The organism is Roseobacter sp. (genome assembly GCF_024639605.1).
GTDB lineage: Bacteria > Pseudomonadota > Alphaproteobacteria > Rhodobacterales > Rhodobacteraceae > Roseobacter.
Genome location: NZ_JAHEHZ010000038.1, coordinates 12,345 through 27,320 on the forward strand (window position 1 = coordinate 12,345; position 14,976 = coordinate 27,320).

Annotated in this window: 18 protein-coding genes and 1 pseudogene; all 19 read right to left on the minus strand. The window is 59.2% G+C overall.

Features of this window, described 5'->3' with window-relative positions; translation table 11 throughout:
- Positions 1-12: 12 nt before the first annotated feature.
- Positions 13-1,554, minus strand: a complete 1,542-nt coding sequence (locus tag Q0M35_RS07110; RefSeq protein WP_295313607.1) for an NADH-quinone oxidoreductase subunit M — start codon at positions 1,552-1,554, stop codon at positions 13-15.
- Entirely contained in the window at positions 1,554-3,713 is a 2,160-nt protein-coding gene (gene nuoL / locus Q0M35_RS07115; RefSeq protein ID WP_295313609.1) for an NADH-quinone oxidoreductase subunit L, read from the minus strand. Before nuoL ends, Q0M35_RS07110 begins: the two co-directional genes overlap by 1 nt.
- 4 nt (positions 3,714-3,717) lie before the next feature.
- The gene (gene nuoK / locus Q0M35_RS07120; RefSeq protein WP_187428658.1) at positions 3,718-4,023 is read right to left on the minus strand and encodes an NADH-quinone oxidoreductase subunit NuoK; all 306 of its coding nucleotides are present in this window, start codon (positions 4,021-4,023) and stop codon (positions 3,718-3,720) included.
- Positions 4,024-4,187: 164 nt separating this feature from the next.
- Entirely contained in the window at positions 4,188-4,790 is a 603-nt protein-coding gene (locus Q0M35_RS07125; protein ID WP_295313612.1) for an NADH-quinone oxidoreductase subunit J, read from the minus strand.
- Positions 4,787-5,206, minus strand: a complete 420-nt coding sequence (locus Q0M35_RS07130; protein WP_295313614.1) for a carboxymuconolactone decarboxylase family protein — start codon at positions 5,204-5,206, stop codon at positions 4,787-4,789. Before Q0M35_RS07130 ends, Q0M35_RS07125 begins: the two co-directional genes overlap by 4 nt.
- Positions 5,203-5,697 (minus strand): NADH-quinone oxidoreductase subunit NuoI, encoded by a 495-nt coding sequence (gene nuoI, locus Q0M35_RS07135; RefSeq protein WP_295313616.1) that lies wholly within the window; start codon positions 5,695-5,697, stop codon positions 5,203-5,205. Before nuoI ends, Q0M35_RS07130 begins: the two co-directional genes overlap by 4 nt.
- A gap of 1 nt (position 5,698) precedes the next feature.
- Positions 5,699-6,736, minus strand: coding sequence for an NADH-quinone oxidoreductase subunit NuoH (gene nuoH / locus Q0M35_RS07140; RefSeq protein WP_295313618.1), 1,038 nt, complete (start codon positions 6,734-6,736; stop codon positions 5,699-5,701).
- A gap of 6 nt (positions 6,737-6,742) precedes the next feature.
- Positions 6,743-7,126, minus strand: a complete 384-nt coding sequence (locus Q0M35_RS07145) for a hypothetical protein (protein ID WP_295313619.1) — start codon at positions 7,124-7,126, stop codon at positions 6,743-6,745.
- Positions 7,123-9,135 carry an NADH-quinone oxidoreductase subunit NuoG gene (gene nuoG / locus Q0M35_RS07150; protein WP_295313621.1) on the minus strand — a complete coding sequence of 671 codons (2,013 nt, stop codon included), beginning with the start codon at positions 9,133-9,135 and terminating at the stop codon, positions 7,123-7,125. The genes Q0M35_RS07145 and nuoG overlap by 4 nt, the downstream gene beginning before the upstream one ends.
- A 45-nt stretch (positions 9,136-9,180) precedes the next feature.
- Entirely contained in the window at positions 9,181-9,582 is a 402-nt protein-coding gene (locus tag Q0M35_RS07155) for a DUF5333 domain-containing protein (RefSeq protein WP_295313623.1), read from the minus strand.
- 122 nt (positions 9,583-9,704) lie between these two features.
- Positions 9,705-10,031, minus strand: a complete 327-nt coding sequence (locus Q0M35_RS07160) for a hypothetical protein (protein WP_295313626.1) — start codon at positions 10,029-10,031, stop codon at positions 9,705-9,707.
- A 5-nt stretch (positions 10,032-10,036) separates the two neighbouring features.
- Entirely contained in the window at positions 10,037-10,534 is a 498-nt protein-coding gene (locus tag Q0M35_RS07165) for a DUF3291 domain-containing protein (protein WP_295313628.1), read from the minus strand.
- Positions 10,534-10,974, minus strand: a complete 441-nt coding sequence (locus Q0M35_RS07170; protein ID WP_295313630.1) for a DUF5333 family protein — start codon at positions 10,972-10,974, stop codon at positions 10,534-10,536. The genes Q0M35_RS07165 and Q0M35_RS07170 overlap by 1 nt, the downstream gene beginning before the upstream one ends.
- 16 nt (positions 10,975-10,990) lie before the next feature.
- Positions 10,991-12,286: an NADH-quinone oxidoreductase subunit NuoF gene (nuoF, locus tag Q0M35_RS07175; RefSeq protein ID WP_295313632.1), complete on the minus strand. Its 1,296-nt coding sequence runs from the start codon at positions 12,284-12,286 to the stop codon at positions 10,991-10,993.
- Positions 12,287-12,298: 12 nt separating this feature from the next.
- A complete protein-coding gene (locus Q0M35_RS07180; RefSeq protein WP_295313634.1) occupies positions 12,299-12,568 on the minus strand; it encodes a DUF5337 domain-containing protein in 270 nt (89 codons plus the stop codon).
- Between the two features lie 38 nt (positions 12,569-12,606).
- The gene (locus Q0M35_RS07185; protein ID WP_295313636.1) at positions 12,607-13,212 is read right to left on the minus strand and encodes a hypothetical protein; all 606 of its coding nucleotides are present in this window, start codon (positions 13,210-13,212) and stop codon (positions 12,607-12,609) included.
- Between the two features lie 78 nt (positions 13,213-13,290).
- Positions 13,291-14,379: an NADH-quinone oxidoreductase subunit NuoE gene (nuoE, locus tag Q0M35_RS07190; RefSeq protein ID WP_295313638.1), complete on the minus strand. Its 1,089-nt coding sequence runs from the start codon at positions 14,377-14,379 to the stop codon at positions 13,291-13,293.
- Positions 14,380-14,381: 2 nt separating this feature from the next.
- Positions 14,382-14,669, minus strand: coding sequence for a hypothetical protein (locus Q0M35_RS07195; protein ID WP_295313640.1), 288 nt, complete (start codon positions 14,667-14,669; stop codon positions 14,382-14,384).
- Positions 14,666-14,976 (minus strand): annotated as a pseudogene (locus tag Q0M35_RS07200) (NADH-quinone oxidoreductase subunit D); the annotation flags it as partial. The pseudogene Q0M35_RS07200 and the gene Q0M35_RS07195, both read right to left, overlap by 4 nt.

A 14,976-nucleotide genomic window follows, 5' to 3' on the forward strand; every position in this document is an offset into this window, starting at 1 on the left:
GGTTCATGTCCTTCAGTTCGACGCCAGCTGAGACGCGGCCTCTGCCGCGGCCAGCGCCGTGTCGTAATTGGAGACCAGGTTGGCCACAGCCGGCCCGGTGATATCGAGCACCAGCGCAGGGTAGACACCCAGCAGCAGCGTCATCACCACCAGCGGCGCAAAGATCCAGCGCTCGCGCGGGGTCATGTCAGTGATCGAGCGCAGGCTTTCTTTGATGAGATCCCCCATCACCACGCGCCGGTAGAGCCAGAGCGCATAGGCAGCCGAGAAAATCACGCCCGTGGTCGCAACGGCGGCGACCCATGTGTTCACCTGAAAGACCGCCATCAGCGTCAGAAATTCGCCGACAAAGCCGGAAGTCCCCGGCAGGCCGACATTCGCCATGGTAAACAGCATGAATATCAGCGCATAGGCCGGCATTTTGTTCACGAGACCGCCATAGGCGTCGATCTCGCGGGTATGCATCCGGTCATAGATCACGCCAACGCAGAGAAAGAGTGCGCCCGAGATAAAGCCATGGCTGATCATCTGGAAAATCGCACCATCCAGCCCCTGCTGGTTGGCGGCGAATATGCCCATAGTGACGAAGCCCATATGCGCGACCGAAGAATAAGCGATGAGCTTTTTCATGTCTTCCTGCACGAGCGCCACCAGCGAGGTATAAACAATCGCGATGGCGCTCATCCACAACACCAGTGGCGTCAGCACCTCCGCCCCCACAGGGAACATCGGGATGGAGAAGCGCAGGAACCCGTACCCCCCCATTTTGAGCAGGATCGCCGCCAGCACGACAGAGCCTGCTGTGGGCGCCTGCACGTGGGCATCCGGCAGCCAGGTGTGCACCGGCCACATCGGCATCTTGACCGCAAAGCTGGCAAAAAACGCGAGAAAGAGCAGCGTCTGCAGCCCGCCGACGATCTGGATGCCCAGCAGTGAGAAATTCTCGAAAGCAAACTCGTGCTTCAGCAGGACTTCGATATCGGTGGTGCCTGCATCCGCGAACATGCCAACCATCGCCACCAGCATCAGCACCGATCCGAGGAAGGTATAAAGGAAGAATTTGAAGCTCGCATAGATGCGGTTCGCCCCGCCCCAGATGCCGATGATCAGGAACATCGGGATGAGGCCGGCCTCGAAGAAGAGATAGAAGAGCACAAGATCGAGCGCCATGAAGACCCCGAGCATCAGCGTCTCAAGCAACAGGAAGGCGATCATGTATTCCTTGATCCGCGTTTCCACATTCCAGGAGGCCGCGATCACCAGCGGCATCATGAAGGTGGTCAGCATCACAAAAAGAACCGAGATTCCGTCGACGCCCATCTTGTACTGCAGCCCGAGCAGCCATTCGCGTTCTTCCACGAACTGAAAGCCGGTGTTCTGAGCGTCAAACCCCGCGAGGATAAAGAGCGATACAAGAAAGGTCGCCACGGTGGCGAACATCGCGACCCATTTGGCGTTACGGTTGGCCGCTGCATCATCGCCGCGCAGGAATACCGCGAGGATCAGCGCCGCGATCGCCGGGATGAAGGTAACAATCGACAGAAGGTTATCCATCACTCACCTCCTCCACTGAGCGTCATCCAGGTCACCAGAACCGCAATGCCGATCACCATGGCGAAGGCATAGGTAAAGATGTAGCCCGACTGCGCGCGGCCTGCGAGACGGGTGAAGAAGGGGATGATCCCCATCGCCACTCCGTTGAGCCCGCCATCGATCACATTGCCGTCGCCGCGCTTCCACAGAAAACTGCCGATCCATTTGGCCGGGCCGACGAAGATGACATCGTAGAGCTCGTCGAAATACCACTTGTTTTTGAGGAAGAGGTACAGCGGACGCTGATTTTCGGCCAGTTTTCCAGGTAGGGACGGGTTCCAGATATAAAACCACATGGCCATCAGGAAACCACCCAGCATAGCCACGAAAGGCGACAGCTTGACCCATTTGGGCACCTTATGCGCGTCATCGAGCACGGTGTTCTCCGGACCGATGTAAAGCGCGCCCTCACCCGGAGCGCCGGCAAAGGCGTAATGGTGTTCGCCTTTGTCTTTCTCTTCGCTGTGGCCGGCTTCGGCAGTGGTTTCACTGTGTGACGCGTCACTGCCTTCGGCATGGGTCTCGTCGCTGTGATCCTCGCCATGTGCGCCCGCTTCGGCGTAGGGAATGCCGTAGAATTTTGCGACCTTATCGGTATGACCAAAGAAGCTGTTGAACCAGACCATGCCTGCCAGAACCGACCCCACGGCAAGAACGCCCAGAGGGATGAGCATGGTCTTCGGACTTTCGTGGGCGTGCTCGTGCGTATGCTTGTCGCCACGCGGCGTGCCGTAGAATGTCAGAAACATCAGCCGCCAGCTGTAAAACGATGTCATTGCAGCCGCCGCCACCAGCAGCCAGAAGCCGTAGCCCGACCCGCCCGCATAAGCGCTTTCGATAATCGCGTCCTTTGAGACGAAGCCCGCGAAACCGATGGGCAGGCCGAACATGTCATAGCTCAGCGGAATACCGACACCGGTGATGGCCAGCGTACCGATCATCATCGCCCAGAAGGTATAGGGGATCTTTTTGCGCAGCCCGCCATAATTCATCATGTCCTGCTCGTGGTGCATCGCATGGATGACGGAGCCCGCACCAAGAAACAGCATCGCTTTGAAGAAGGCGTGTGTGAAGAGGTGGAACATCGCCGCCGAGTACATGCCGACGCCCGCGGCCACGAACATATATCCCAGCTGCGAACAGGTCGAATAGGCGATGACGCGCTTGATGTCGGTCTGCACCAGACCCACGGTTGCGGCAAAGAACGCGGTAGTGGCGCCCAGAACGGTCACGAATGTCATCGCTTCCGGCGCGAATTCCATGATCGGAGACATGCGGCAGACGAGGAACACGCCCGCGGTCACCATGGTTGCCGCATGGATGAGCGCCGACACCGGCGTCGGGCCTTCCATCGCATCGGGCAGCCAGGTGTGCAGAAAGAGCTGTGCCGATTTCCCCATCGCGCCGATAAAGAGCAGGAAGGCCACAAGATTAGCCGCATTCCATTCAGACCAAAGGAAGGTCAGCTGTGTCTCAGCAAGATCAGGTGCGGCCGCGAAAACATCCGAGAAGTTGATACTGTCGGTGAGAAAGAAAAGCGCAAAGATCCCCAGCGCGAAGCCGAAATCACCCACACGGTTTACCACAAAGGCCTTGATTGCGGCGGCATTTGCCGAGGGTTTGCGATAATAAAACCCGATCAGAAGGTACGAGGCGACGCCCACGCCCTCCCAGCCAAAAAACATCTGAACGAGGTTATCCGCGGTGACCAGCGAGAGCATCGCAAAGGTGAAAAACGACAGATAGGCAAAGAAACGGGGTTTGTACGTCTCACTCTCGTTCCACTGCGGATCGTGGTCCATATAGCCAAAGGAATACAGATGCACGAGGCTGGAGACCGTGGTGATTACGATGAGCATAATCGCCGTCAGCCGGTCCATTCGAATGGCCCAGTCGGTGCTCAGGCTGCCGCTTTCGATAAATCGAAGAACCGGGCTGGTGTAATGACCGCCTGCATGTGCGGAGGGATCAAACGTCAGAAAGACGATCCAGCTGAGCAGTGCTGAGAGAAAGAGAAAGGACGTGGCGGTCCACATCGCCGCGGTCTCGCCGATCAGCTTCCAGCCAAAGCCACAGATCAGAGCGCCGATGAGCGGGGCGAAGAGGATGATGGTTTCCATGATCTCAGCCCTTCATCACGTTGACATCTTCCACGGCGATCGTGCCACGGTTGCGGAAGAAACAGACCAGAATAGCCAGACCGATCGCAGCTTCCGCCGCCGCCACCGTCAGCACAAAGAGCGTGAAGACCTGCCCCACGAGATCTCCCAGAAAGCTGGAGAAGGCCACGAGGTTTATGTTCACCGCTAGCAGCATCAACTCGATGCTCATCAGCAGGATGATGATATTCTTTCGGTTCAGAAACAGACCGAAGATTCCGATAACAAAGAGCGTTGCCGCCACTGTGAGGTAATGTTCAAGTCCGATCATCCGGTCCCTCGGTTCTTTTCAGTCCTGCGCCCGTTGTGGCGCTTATATTTTTCAGATCAGCGTGTTCAGCCCAGAAAGCTGAAACCGCCAAAGGCCACAATCAGTACGACGATCAGAACGATTATTGTAGTTCTGGACATGTCAGATTCCCTCTCTTGCAGGCATCACAGCCCCTGCCCCGGTTTCACGTCCCTGAGCTCCATCGCCGTCGCCGGGTCGCGCATCATCTGGGCGACCACGTCCTGACGTTTGACGTCCGAGCGGTGGCGCAGGGTCAGCACGATGGCCCCGATCATCGCAACGAGCAGGATCAGACCGGCAAGCTGGAAGAGCAGAAAGTACTGGTCATAGAGGATGAGTCCCAACGCTTCGGTATTGTGCCGGTCGACCGGCGCCACCTGCGCGCGCAGGCCGTCCGCCGCCGCATTGCTCTCCCAGGCGCCGAAAGCCATGACGAATTGCATCAGGATGATGACGCCGATGAGAAGCGCGAGAGGCATGTACTTTGCCATCTCCGCCTTCAGCTCGGCGAAATCCACGTCCAGCATCATCACCACGAAGAGGAACAGCACCGCCACCGCGCCCACGTAGACGATGATGAGCAGCATCGCGACGAACTCCGCACCCAGCAGCACGAAAAGGCCAGCGGCCGACAGGAATGCGAGGATCAGCCAGAGCACCGAATGCACCGGATTGCGGCTGATGACTGTAAACAGCCCACCGGCAATCACGCTGATGGCAAAGAGGTAAAAGGCAAAAACTGTCATTCTTCGTCCTTCTCGTCGTCCAGAACCTGCTGCGCCAGTTCCAGCGCGCGGGTCATCGCGGGCAGCCCGGCGAACATCGACATCTGTCCCAGCGTCTCGACGATGTGCTGCTGTGTGGCACCGGCCTCCAGCGCATGGCGCACCGCCTGGCGAAAGGCCACATCGTTCTGCGCCCCCTGCATCGTCAGCCCGGCCAGCGTCAGCAGCATCCGGGTGCGCGCATCAAGCCCGCCTTCGTTCAGCGTGTTGCCAAACATCATTTCCATCATGTCTTTGGGCATCGTGCCCATCATCTTCTCAAACCCTTTAGGCGTGAAGGCTTCCATCGCCGGAAAGCTCTTCGCCATTTCCTGCGCCTGGGCCATCATCGCGGCAAAGGGGTTGGCCCCCTCAAAAGGGTTCTTCGGATCAGTCATCTGTAGGGCGCATCCATTTCGAGATTGCGGGCAATCTCGGCTTCCCAGCGCTCGCCGTTCGCGAGCAGTTTGTCCTTGTCGTAATAAAGCTCTTCGCGGGTCTCGGTGGAAAACTCGAAGTTCGGCCCCTCAACGATCGCATCCACCGGGCAGGCTTCCTGGCAGAAACCGCAGTAGATGCATTTGGTCATGTCGATGTCATAGCGCGTTGTGCGGCGGCTGCCGTCTTCACGAGGTTCGGCATCGATGGTGATGGCCTGAGCGGGGCAGATCGCCTCGCAAAGCTTGCAGGCGATGCAGCGTTCCTCGCCGTTCGGATACCGTCTGAGCGCGTGTTCACCGCGAAAGCGCGGAGAAAGCGGGCCCTTTTCATGGGGATAGTTCAGGGTGGCTTTGGGGGCAAAAAAGTACTTCAGCCCCAGTTTCATGCCCTGATAGAAATCCTGCAGCAGGAAGTATTTGGCGGCGCGTGTATAATCGATCTGTGTCATTTCAGCCTCCCACGGCCCAGCGGGCGTATGCCCCCCAGAACCAGTCGAATTTTGCAGCAAAGGCCACGAAGACCACCCAGACAAGACTGAACGGCAGGAACACTTTCCAGCCCAGCCGCATCAGCTGGTCGTAGCGGTAGCGCGGCGTAATGGCCTTGACCATCGCGAAAAGGAAAAAGAAGAACGCCATCTTCAGGATCATCCAGATCACGCCGTCAGGCAGACCGGGAATGGGCGACAACCAGCCGCCGAAGAACAGAAGCGAGGTCAGCGCGCACATCAGGAAGATCGCGATGTATTCACCGGCCATAAAGAGCAGGAAGGGCGTCGAGGAGTACTCTACCTGATAGCCCGCCACCAGTTCGGATTCCGCCTCCGGAAGGTCAAACGGCGGTCGGTTGGTTTCAGCAAGACAGCTGATGAAAAACAAAAACACCATCGGGAAGTGCGGCAGCCAGTACCAGCTGAAAAATCCATAGGCGCCATCCTGGGCGGCCACGATCCCGCCGAAATTCATCGAGCCTGTGGAGATGATCACCCCGATGATGATCAGACCCAGCGAGACCTCATAGGAGATCATCTGCGCCGCCGAGCGCAGCGACCCGAGGAAGGGATATTTGGAGTTCGACGCCCAGCCGCCCATGATCACGCCGTAAACCTCAAGCGAAGATACCGCGAAAACGAAGAGGATCGCCACATTGATGTCAGAGAGCACCCAGCCGTCATTGAACGGGATAACCGCCCAGGCGATCATCGCCAGTACGAAGGATGTCATCGGCGCCAGCATGAAAACGGTGCGATCCGCTCCGGCAGGGACAACGACCTCTTTAACCACGTATTTCAGAGCGTCGGCCACCGTTTGCAACAGACCGAATGTGCCCACCACGTTGGGCCCGCGCCGCATCTGCACCGCCGCCCAGATTTTACGATCCCCATAGACCAGAAACAGCAGTGAGATCATCACAAAGGCCACGACCGCCAGCACCTGCGCCAGGATCAGAACGGCGATGCCGCCAGGAGTGGTAAAGAAGTCAGCCATAAGTCCTCACACCGTCGGTATTCCAGCTTCCATGCAGGCCTGCGTGGTGACTTGAGCGTCGATCACAGCAAGCCCGTCAGGCAGGGTCGGCGAGATGGTGTAAACAGCATCTGCCGCCCACACACCACCCTCTTCGGTCACATTTGTCCGCAAATGCCGCGTAAACCCGTATCCCCGCACCACTGTGTAATGCGCGGCGGCACATTCGGCATATCTTTGCACATCAAGGCGGCTCTGCGCCTTGGTCATTGATACGTTAAACTGTACAAGATCCTCTCCCAGCGCAGTTGCCTGCACTCCCAGATAATCAGGGATGAAGTCATCTGCGACCGGGACCTGAGGCGCACAGGCCGCAAGTGCCGGAAGGGATATGAGGACGATCTGCCTCATTCAGCTGCCATCGCTTTGTTTTTGCGGGCGCGGGCGTTTGCGGAAAGCTCCGCCATCAGTTCTGAGGCGCGCGCGATCGGATTGCTGAGCCAGAAATCCGCGATCGCAGGCTCAAAGGCACCGTCCGAGAGTGACCCTTGATCGAGTTGCGGACCCTCATTCCCGGGTACCTCGTCAATCCGCCCCAGATGCGGGACCTGTTCAATCAGCGCCTGGCGCAGCTGTGCGATACTGTCAAACGGCAGCTGCGCACCGGCCTCCGCCGAAAGCGCGCGCAGAATTGCCCAGTTTTCCTTGGCCTGACCGGGTGCGAAGCCTGAGCGGAGCGCAAGCTGCGGCCGCCCTTCGGTATTGACAAAAAGCCCCGGCTCTTCTGTATAAGCCGCACCTGGCAGAATGATGTCCGCGCGGTGCGCGCCCCGGTCGCCATGGCTGCCCTGGTAGATCACGAAGGGCCCCGCGTCGATTTCGATCTCATCCGCTCCGAGGTTATAAATCACGTCCGCTTTGGCAATCGCTGCCATGCCGCCTTCGTTCACAGCACCGATATCCAGCGCTCCGACACGTGACGCCGCGGTATGCAGAACCAGCAGTTTCGCACCGGAAGCCGCACTGATCGCCTGCGCCTGCGCGAGCACAGCAGCACCGTCAGACCCACGCAGCGCGCCCGCGCCGACAATCACGATGCCGTTTTTATCCTGCATATCAACGGCCCCGGAGGCGGCTTTCTTAAGTGCTGCACGGTCCGTGCCGATGTGATCGTACTCAAAGGTCAGATCCACCTTCGGACCGACAAGACCGACCGTCGCGCCCTTTGTCCAGGCTTTGCGGATACGCGCGTTCAGCACCGGAGCCTCAATGGCCGGGTTCGCACCGATAATCAGAACCGATTTGCTGTCGTCGATGTCCTCAATGCGTGCCGTGCCAACATATGCCGCGCGGTTGTCCGGCGGCAGGTAGGCGCCATCGGTGCGGCATTCCACGACGCCGCCTTTGCTTTCGATGAACTGTTTCAGTGCGAAAGCGGCTTCAACCGGCACCAGATCGCCGACCAGACCGGCCACGGATTTACCCTCAATCGCGGCAGCGGCCGCAGAGAGCGCCTCGGGCCAGGAGGCCGGGCGCAGTTTGCCGTTTTCGCGGATATAGGGTTTGTCGAGCCGCTGGCGGCGCAGGCCGTCCCAGACAAAACGGGTCTTGTCCGAGATCCATTCTTCGTTCACCCCGTCATGGTTGCGGGGCAGAAAGCGCATGACTTCGCGGCCCTTGGTGTCCACGCGGATGTTGGAGCCGAGCGCATCCATCACGTCTATGCTTTCGGTTTTCGTCAGCTCCCAGGGTCGGGCAGTAAAAGCGTAAGGCTTTGAAACCAAAGCACCGACAGGGCAAAGATCGATGATATTGCCCTGCAGATTACTGTCGAGGGTCTGGCCAAGATAGCTGGTAATCTCCGCATCCTCGCCGCGCCCGGTCTGGCCCATCTGATGGATGCCCGCGACCTCTGTGGTAAAGCGCACACAGCGCGTGCAGGAAATGCAGCGGGTCATGTGGGTTTCCACCAGCGGGCCGAGATCGAGATCTTCTGTGGCCCGCTTGGGCTCACGATAGCGCGAGAAATCCACGCCGTAAGCCATCGCCTGGTCCTGCAGATCGCACTCGCCTCCCTGATCACAGATCGGGCAGTCAAGCGGATGGTTAATAAGCAGGAACTCCATCACCCCCTCGCGGGCCTTTTTGACCATCGGAGAGTTGGTTTTGACAACCGGCGGCTGGCCTTCGGGCCCGGGACGCAGGTCTTTTACCTGCATCGCACAGGAGGCCGCCGGCTTGGGCGGCCCGCCCACAACCTCAACCAGACACATCCGGCAGTTGCCCGCGATGGTCAGCCGTTCGTGATAACAAAAACGTGGGATCTCAATTCCCGCCTGCTCACAGGCCTGAATGAGCGTCAGCGCCCCTTCGGCCTCGATCTCTTTACCGTCGATAATGATCTTACGCAGATCGCTCATATCACTTACCTTTGTCTCCCGGCGATTCCCCTGAACCGACGCCTGTTAATTCGTTGCACGCAGGAGCGCGCCGATGGCCGAGCCCTGCGAAATTTCCTCGCGACCCAGAGCGCAGTAGCCCTGCTGGTCCTGCCCGTGTCCGCGGGCCTTCATATAGTCGCGCGCCCGGGCGCGCAGCCTGTCTTTTTCCGCATCTGAATCGAGATGCGCCTCGACCTCGGTTTCCGTATAACCCCGGTCGCGCGCTTCCTTCTCCAGCCCCTTCAGATATGAAAGCGCCCGGAAAAACCTCGCGGAAATCTCGGGACAGTTTTTACGGATCTGATCCGCCAGGCCCACGGTGAAGAGCCCGTTGTCGATCTCCGGCACATCTCGTAGCGCAGGTTTTGCGCTCGCCGACGTGGCGAGGCTCAGCATCACAGCAGCGCTCAGTATCAGTCTGGTCATTATATCTCTCCTGTCTGTTGAGACACCGGCGGATGCAGCCCGCAGGTGAGCTCCGCAGATGGGAGCGGGTGCCGTTGCTATGCAATAACAGCGCCCCCCGGAGAGATATGACCGGAACCGGTTCAAAGCGGGCACTCCCCCGTCAGAACAAGCGTATCATCGGCCACCGGCAGCTGATCGGCCGGCGCATCGGGGCTGGTCGTCCAGATGATGTCCGAGCTGCCATATTCGGTTACACAAAACCGGATCGCCTCATAACGCGCCGCCTCCCGGGCCCCGTCGACAGAGGCCGATACCGGGCGCGCAGTCACGCGGAACTGGTGCCGTTCGCCGTCCTTCTTAAGCTTGGCACGGTAGAACTGTCCGTCAAAGCTGAGCTGATCTTCGTCCCGGCCGCAACCGGTCACGATCAGGGCAGCGGCCATCAGGGCGAGTGTAACTGTCTTCATAGGTCTCATTCTGCTGCCACCGGAGCGCACCGGTGCTCTTTCCATTTTTCCGCATCTTTCAGCCAGGACCAGCCAAAAGCATGATCGCTGTCGCCGTGCGATTTCAGATACTCAAGCCGTGCCAGCGCTTCATCCAGTGTCGGGCGGTGCCCCGCCGGCACCCACCACATCACGAAATGCAGGGCACCCAGCACCTCAAACCACTCCTGGCGGCGCTCATAAAACTGCTTGTGGATTGTGCCCCAGACGAATTTTTCCAGCGTGTGTACGCTCTCCCAGACGGTCAGGTTCGACACATACTGCGGATCACCATCGATTTTGGAATCCGTATTGCCCGTACCAGGTTCACCTGATCCTTCCATCATCCAGACAAACCCCGGCATGCGCTTGCCCAGGCCGTTGATACGGTCGAGATTTTCCATGAACTCCGTCACCCGCGGATCGTCCACATCCGCGACCAGCCGGCCCACATTCAGTTCTGCGAGATGATACTTTTCTGTCATCAGCCCGCCTTCATCAGTCTGCCGGCACCTGTGCCCTCTGCGATTTCACCTCTTGCCGCAGCACAGACCGACGGCACGTTGTCTGAGACCACACCGCGTTGCGACAGATGCCGCGCGGTCGCGCTTTCCACATCGGCACGGCTGATCCCGGCAACAGCGGCATTGATCGCCTCGGGCGTATGGCCCTGTGCTTCAAGCTGATCAAAGAACTGTTTGCTGGTCTCAGTGCTGGTGCCGGCTTTCCATGCGACACCCTGGCCGAAACAGGTGCTGACGTAATAGCTCGCCACCCCGGCGTCGCGTACGAACGATTGTGCCGCCACGCTCAGATCACGGCTGACATCCACCGGCGCACCGGTGCTCTGCACGACGGGTGCCGCACAGGCTGCAAGCGGCGCAGTCAGCACCAGCCCCATCGCAGTTTTGCCCCCGGAAATCATGCGCACCCTGTCCCGCTTACTCCGCCGCCACGGCGCTTACACGGCCGGTGCGTTTGTGTTTGATCCGGTCCTCGATCTCGTCCCGGAAGTGACGGATCAGGCCCTGAATGGGCCAGGCAGCCGCATCGCCCAGAGCACAGATCGTATGACCCTCCACCTGTTTGGTCACATCAAGCAGCATATCGATCTCTTCGGGCTCAGCTTCGCCTGTCACCAGACGGTCCATCACCCGCATCATCCAGCCGGTGCCTTCCCGGCAGGGCGTGCACTGGCCACAGCTTTCGTGTTTGTAAAATTTGCTCAGACGCCAGATCGCTTTAATCACATCGGTGGAGTTATCCATCACGATCACCGCAGCCGTGCCAAGGCCTGAGCGTTGTTCGCGCAGATAATCAAAATCCATGATCGCGTCCTTCATCTGCTTGCCGGGGATCATCGGCACGGATGAGCCACCCGGGATCACCGCTTTGAGATTATCCCAGCCACCGCGGATCCCGCCGCAGTGCTTCTCGATCAGCTCGTGGAACGGGATCGACATCGCCTCTTCCACGACACAGGGATTGTTCACATGGCCGCTGATCGCAAAGAGCTTTGTGCCGGCGTTGTTGGGACGCCCGAAAGAAGAAAACCACTCCGGTCCGCGGCGCAGGATCGTCGGCACCACAGCTATCGATTCCACATTGTTCACCGTCGTGGGGCAGCCATAAAGACCGGCGCCGGCGGGAAATGGTGGTTTCATCCGCGGCATGCCTTTCTTTCCTTCGAGACTTTCCAGCAACGCGGTTTCCTCACCGCAGATATAAGCGCCCGCACCGTGCACCAGATAGAGATCGAAATCCCAGCCGGAGCCACAGGCATCTTTACCGATCAGACCCGCCTCATAGGACTCGTCGATGGCATTCTGCAGGGCCTCTTTCTCGCGGATATATTCGCCGCGGATGTAGATGTAGCAGGCATGCGCCTGCATCGCGAAGCTGGCAATCAGACAGCCTTCGATCAGGGTGTGCGGGTCGTGCCGCATGATCTCGCGGTCTTTGCAGGTGCCGGGTTCGGATTCGTCGGCATTGACCACCAGATAGGACGGACGGCCATCGCTTTCCTTTGGCATGAAAGACCACTTGAGACCGGTCGGAAAGCCCGCCCCGCCGCGTCCGCGCAGGCCCGACGCCTTCATCGTATCCACGATCCAGGCGCTGCCCTTTTCGAGAATCCCGCGGGTGCCGTCCCAGTGGCCGCGCTGCTGCGCGCCTTTCAGCGTGCGGTCATGCATCCCGTAGATGTTGGTAAAGATGCGGTCCTTGTCCTGAAGCATGACGCTCCCCTTTTACCTCTTTGCCTGCGCGTCTTTGCGCGCACGCCGTAATTGTAAAGACACCACCAGCGCCCAGACGAGCCCCGCAAGTGCTGCAAAATCAAACAGAAAGGCATAGCGTCCGGGCAGCCCGAGCATCGGTGCCAGCCACAGCGACAGCATCCAGAGCACCATCGTACCCACAATAACGAGACTGACCATCCGGCCTTTGCTCGCCAGCGCGCGCTCGCGCTCTTCGGTGCTCTCGTTCTGCGCCGTCATCCCGGACTTGCCCCCGATCATTTACGTTTATCCCGCAGCGCGCGCCACGGGGGTCACTACTATCCTTTGGCCAGCTTTTTCGCCTGGCCCTTCCAGTCGTCTCTTTCGATGCGGCCCTTGAACCGCAACCGCTCATCCACCCAGGCAATGTCCTTCTTGGTCAGGCCGGCGACCTGATCAAAATGCCAGATGCCGAGACTGTTCAGCGTCTCTTCGAGCTTTGGCCCGACCCCGGTGATTTTCTTGAGATCATCGGCTCCCCCGGCGCGCGGTGCGTCGCTGAGCCCTGACGGCCGCGCGTCGTCCGCCGATGCAGCGGCTTTCTTCGCAGGTGCCTTTTTAGCCGGTGCCTTTGTCTTCGCGGTTGCGGGCTTTGATGCCGCCGCCGGTGCGGAGGCCGTTGCCGGTGCAGCGGATGCCGCCGGCGCGGGTTTCTCGGACACAGGTGCGCCCACGCGGATTTCTCCGGGTGCCGGCAGTGGCCGTGTCATGATCCAGCTGATCACGCCGCCTGCCACAAGGAAAACAACGAAGCCGATGAAGGCCCCCTGCATGAAGCTCCAGCCCCCCAGAACCCAGAGCAGAACAGCAGCAAGTGCACCGCCCGCAAGCGCGATGAGCCAGCTGCCCAGAGCCATCCCGATCATTCCTTCGTTATTGTCCATATTCAAATCCTCTCCGCAGTTTTCTGATCGTCACCGGCCCAGTGTAGCCGTGTTTTGCGCACTTAGGAAAATTATCGTCTAGCTTTCCGCCGCAAGCTTTACCGCCTGCGCCACCCAGTTATCCCGGCTGACACGTCCTTTAAAACCTACGAGGTTCTGATCAGCCCATGTGACCTCTTCAGGCGTCCAGGACGCGATCTGGTCGAAGTGGTAAACCCCGATGTCGTTGAGCACTTTTTCAAGCTTCGGCCCCACACCGCTGATCTTTTTGAGATCATCCGGCGTACCGTCCCGCGCCTCACTCAGCAACTCAGGTTTGTCGCCGGTCACCGACCCTGTGGCCGGCTTGCCCTTTGCAACCGCATCAGAGCCCTGAACTGCTGCGCTTTTATCTGAGGACGCGCCGCGCATGCGGTCTGCTTTCTTTCCGGCGTCCTTTGGCGGTGAGGCCTTATTTGCGCGCTTCTGCCAGGGTGTCGTCAGCGGAACTTCGCTGCCGTCGATCCGTTTCACCGTGTCACCAATGTCAACAGCCAGCTGTGCCGAGGCGTTGTACTGTGTCCTGCCGCTGTCATATTCTTTCAGCGATGTCAGTCCCTTAAGCGGCTCGGCGGCATACCGGCCGTTCTGTGGGCCCGGCACCGGCACCTTGCCGGCGGCAAGTTCGTCGATAATCTCGCCCATGCGATCAGCGGTCAGATCCTCGTAATAATCCTTACCGATCTGCGCCATCGGGGCGTTTGAACAGGAGCCCAGACACTCGACCTCTTCCCATGAGAAATTACCGTCCGCGGACAGCTCATGCGCATGGGCTGCGATCTTGTCCTTGCAGACCGCAACCAGATCCTCGGCCCCGCAGATCATGCAGGAGGTGGTGCCGCAGACCTGAATGTGCGCGATCTTCCCAACCGGCTGCAGCTGGAACATGAAATAAAACGTCGCCACTTCAAGCGCCCGGATATAGCTCAGGCCGAGCATATCCGCCACGGTTTCGATTGCGGGTTTGCTGAGCCAGCCTTCCTGCTCCTGCGCGCGCCACAGCAGCGGAATAATGGCGCTGGCCTGCCGGCCCTCGGGGTATTTGGTGATCTGTCCCTCGGCCCATGCCATATTGTCAGGCGTAAATGCAAAGGTATCGGGTTGATCGGCGTGTAGTCGGCGCAGCATAGTCAGTTCGCTTCCTTCAGTGTATCGAAGCCTTCAAAGTCATCAAAGCAGTTGCGGCACACCGGTTTTATCTGCGCATATGCCTCGGTCCGGTCGTTCCGTTCGTTGCCGTTGGCCGGCAGACAGCTCTCGCATCCGTCGCACCAGGCACTGATCGCATCATTTTCGTCCATCACCCGGTTCACGCCGCGTGGGCGGCGGTCCGTGAGGCCGGCCAGAAGTTGCTGGCAGAGGTATGCTGCCTGAACCTGTCCATGACGATTACGCTGAACAACGCCGATATCACTCACCGGTCAATTTCTCCAAACACCACGTCCATTGTGCCGATGATCGCCGCCACATCCGCGAGCTGGTGACCGCGTGACATATGATCCATCGCCTGCAGGTGCAGGAAACCGGGCGCGCGCAGTTTTGCGCGGTAGGGTTTATTGCTGCCATCGGCCACAAGATAAACGCCAAACTCGCCCTTGGGCGCTTCTACGGGGCAATAAACCTCGCCTTCGGGCACATGAAAGCCTTCGGTATAGAGTTTAAAGTGGTGGATCAGGCTTTCCATCGAGGTTTTCATGTCCGACCGGCTGGGCGGGGTGATCTTGC

Bases quoted from the DNA above. Each gene is read 5' to 3' on its own strand.
- Q0M35_RS07145 (WP_295313619.1), bottom strand. From the start codon at position 7,126: ATGAGGCAGATCGTCCTCATATCCCTTCCGGCACTTGCGGCCTGTGCG.
- Q0M35_RS07185 (WP_295313636.1), bottom strand. From the start codon at position 13,212: ATGGACAATAACGAAGGAATGATCGGGATGGCTCTGGGCAGCTGGCTC.
- Q0M35_RS07125 (WP_295313612.1), bottom strand. From the start codon at position 4,790: ATGACAGTTTTTGCCTTTTACCTCTTTGCCATCAGCGTGATTGCCGGT.
- Q0M35_RS07160 (WP_295313626.1), bottom strand. From the start codon at position 10,031: ATGAAGACAGTTACACTCGCCCTGATGGCCGCTGCCCTGATCGTGACC.
- nuoH (WP_295313618.1), bottom strand. From the start codon at position 6,736: ATGGCTGACTTCTTTACCACTCCTGGCGGCATCGCCGTTCTGATCCTG.
- Q0M35_RS07130 (WP_295313614.1), bottom strand. From the start codon at position 5,206: ATGACTGATCCGAAGAACCCTTTTGAGGGGGCCAACCCCTTTGCCGCG.
- Q0M35_RS07155 (WP_295313623.1), bottom strand. From the start codon at position 9,582: ATGACCAGACTGATACTGAGCGCTGCTGTGATGCTGAGCCTCGCCACG.
- nuoE (WP_295313638.1), bottom strand. From the start codon at position 14,379: ATGCTGCGCCGACTACACGCCGATCAACCCGATACCTTTGCATTTACG.
- nuoK (WP_187428658.1), bottom strand. From the start codon at position 4,023: ATGATCGGACTTGAACATTACCTCACAGTGGCGGCAACGCTCTTTGTT.
- Q0M35_RS07110 (WP_295313607.1), bottom strand. From the start codon at position 1,554: ATGGATAACCTTCTGTCGATTGTTACCTTCATCCCGGCGATCGCGGCG.
- nuoI (WP_295313616.1), bottom strand. From the start codon at position 5,697: ATGACACAGATCGATTATACACGCGCCGCCAAATACTTCCTGCTGCAG.
- nuoF (WP_295313632.1), bottom strand. From the start codon at position 12,286: ATGCTTCAGGACAAGGACCGCATCTTTACCAACATCTACGGGATGCAT.
- Q0M35_RS07165 (WP_295313628.1), bottom strand. From the start codon at position 10,534: ATGACAGAAAAGTATCATCTCGCAGAACTGAATGTGGGCCGGCTGGTC.
- nuoG (WP_295313621.1), bottom strand. From the start codon at position 9,135: ATGAGCGATCTGCGTAAGATCATTATCGACGGTAAAGAGATCGAGGCC.
- nuoL (WP_295313609.1), bottom strand. From the start codon at position 3,713: ATGGAAACCATCATCCTCTTCGCCCCGCTCATCGGCGCTCTGATCTGT.
- Q0M35_RS07170 (WP_295313630.1), bottom strand. From the start codon at position 10,974: ATGATTTCCGGGGGCAAAACTGCGATGGGGCTGGTGCTGACTGCGCCG.
- Q0M35_RS07180 (WP_295313634.1), bottom strand. From the start codon at position 12,568: ATGATCGGGGGCAAGTCCGGGATGACGGCGCAGAACGAGAGCACCGAA.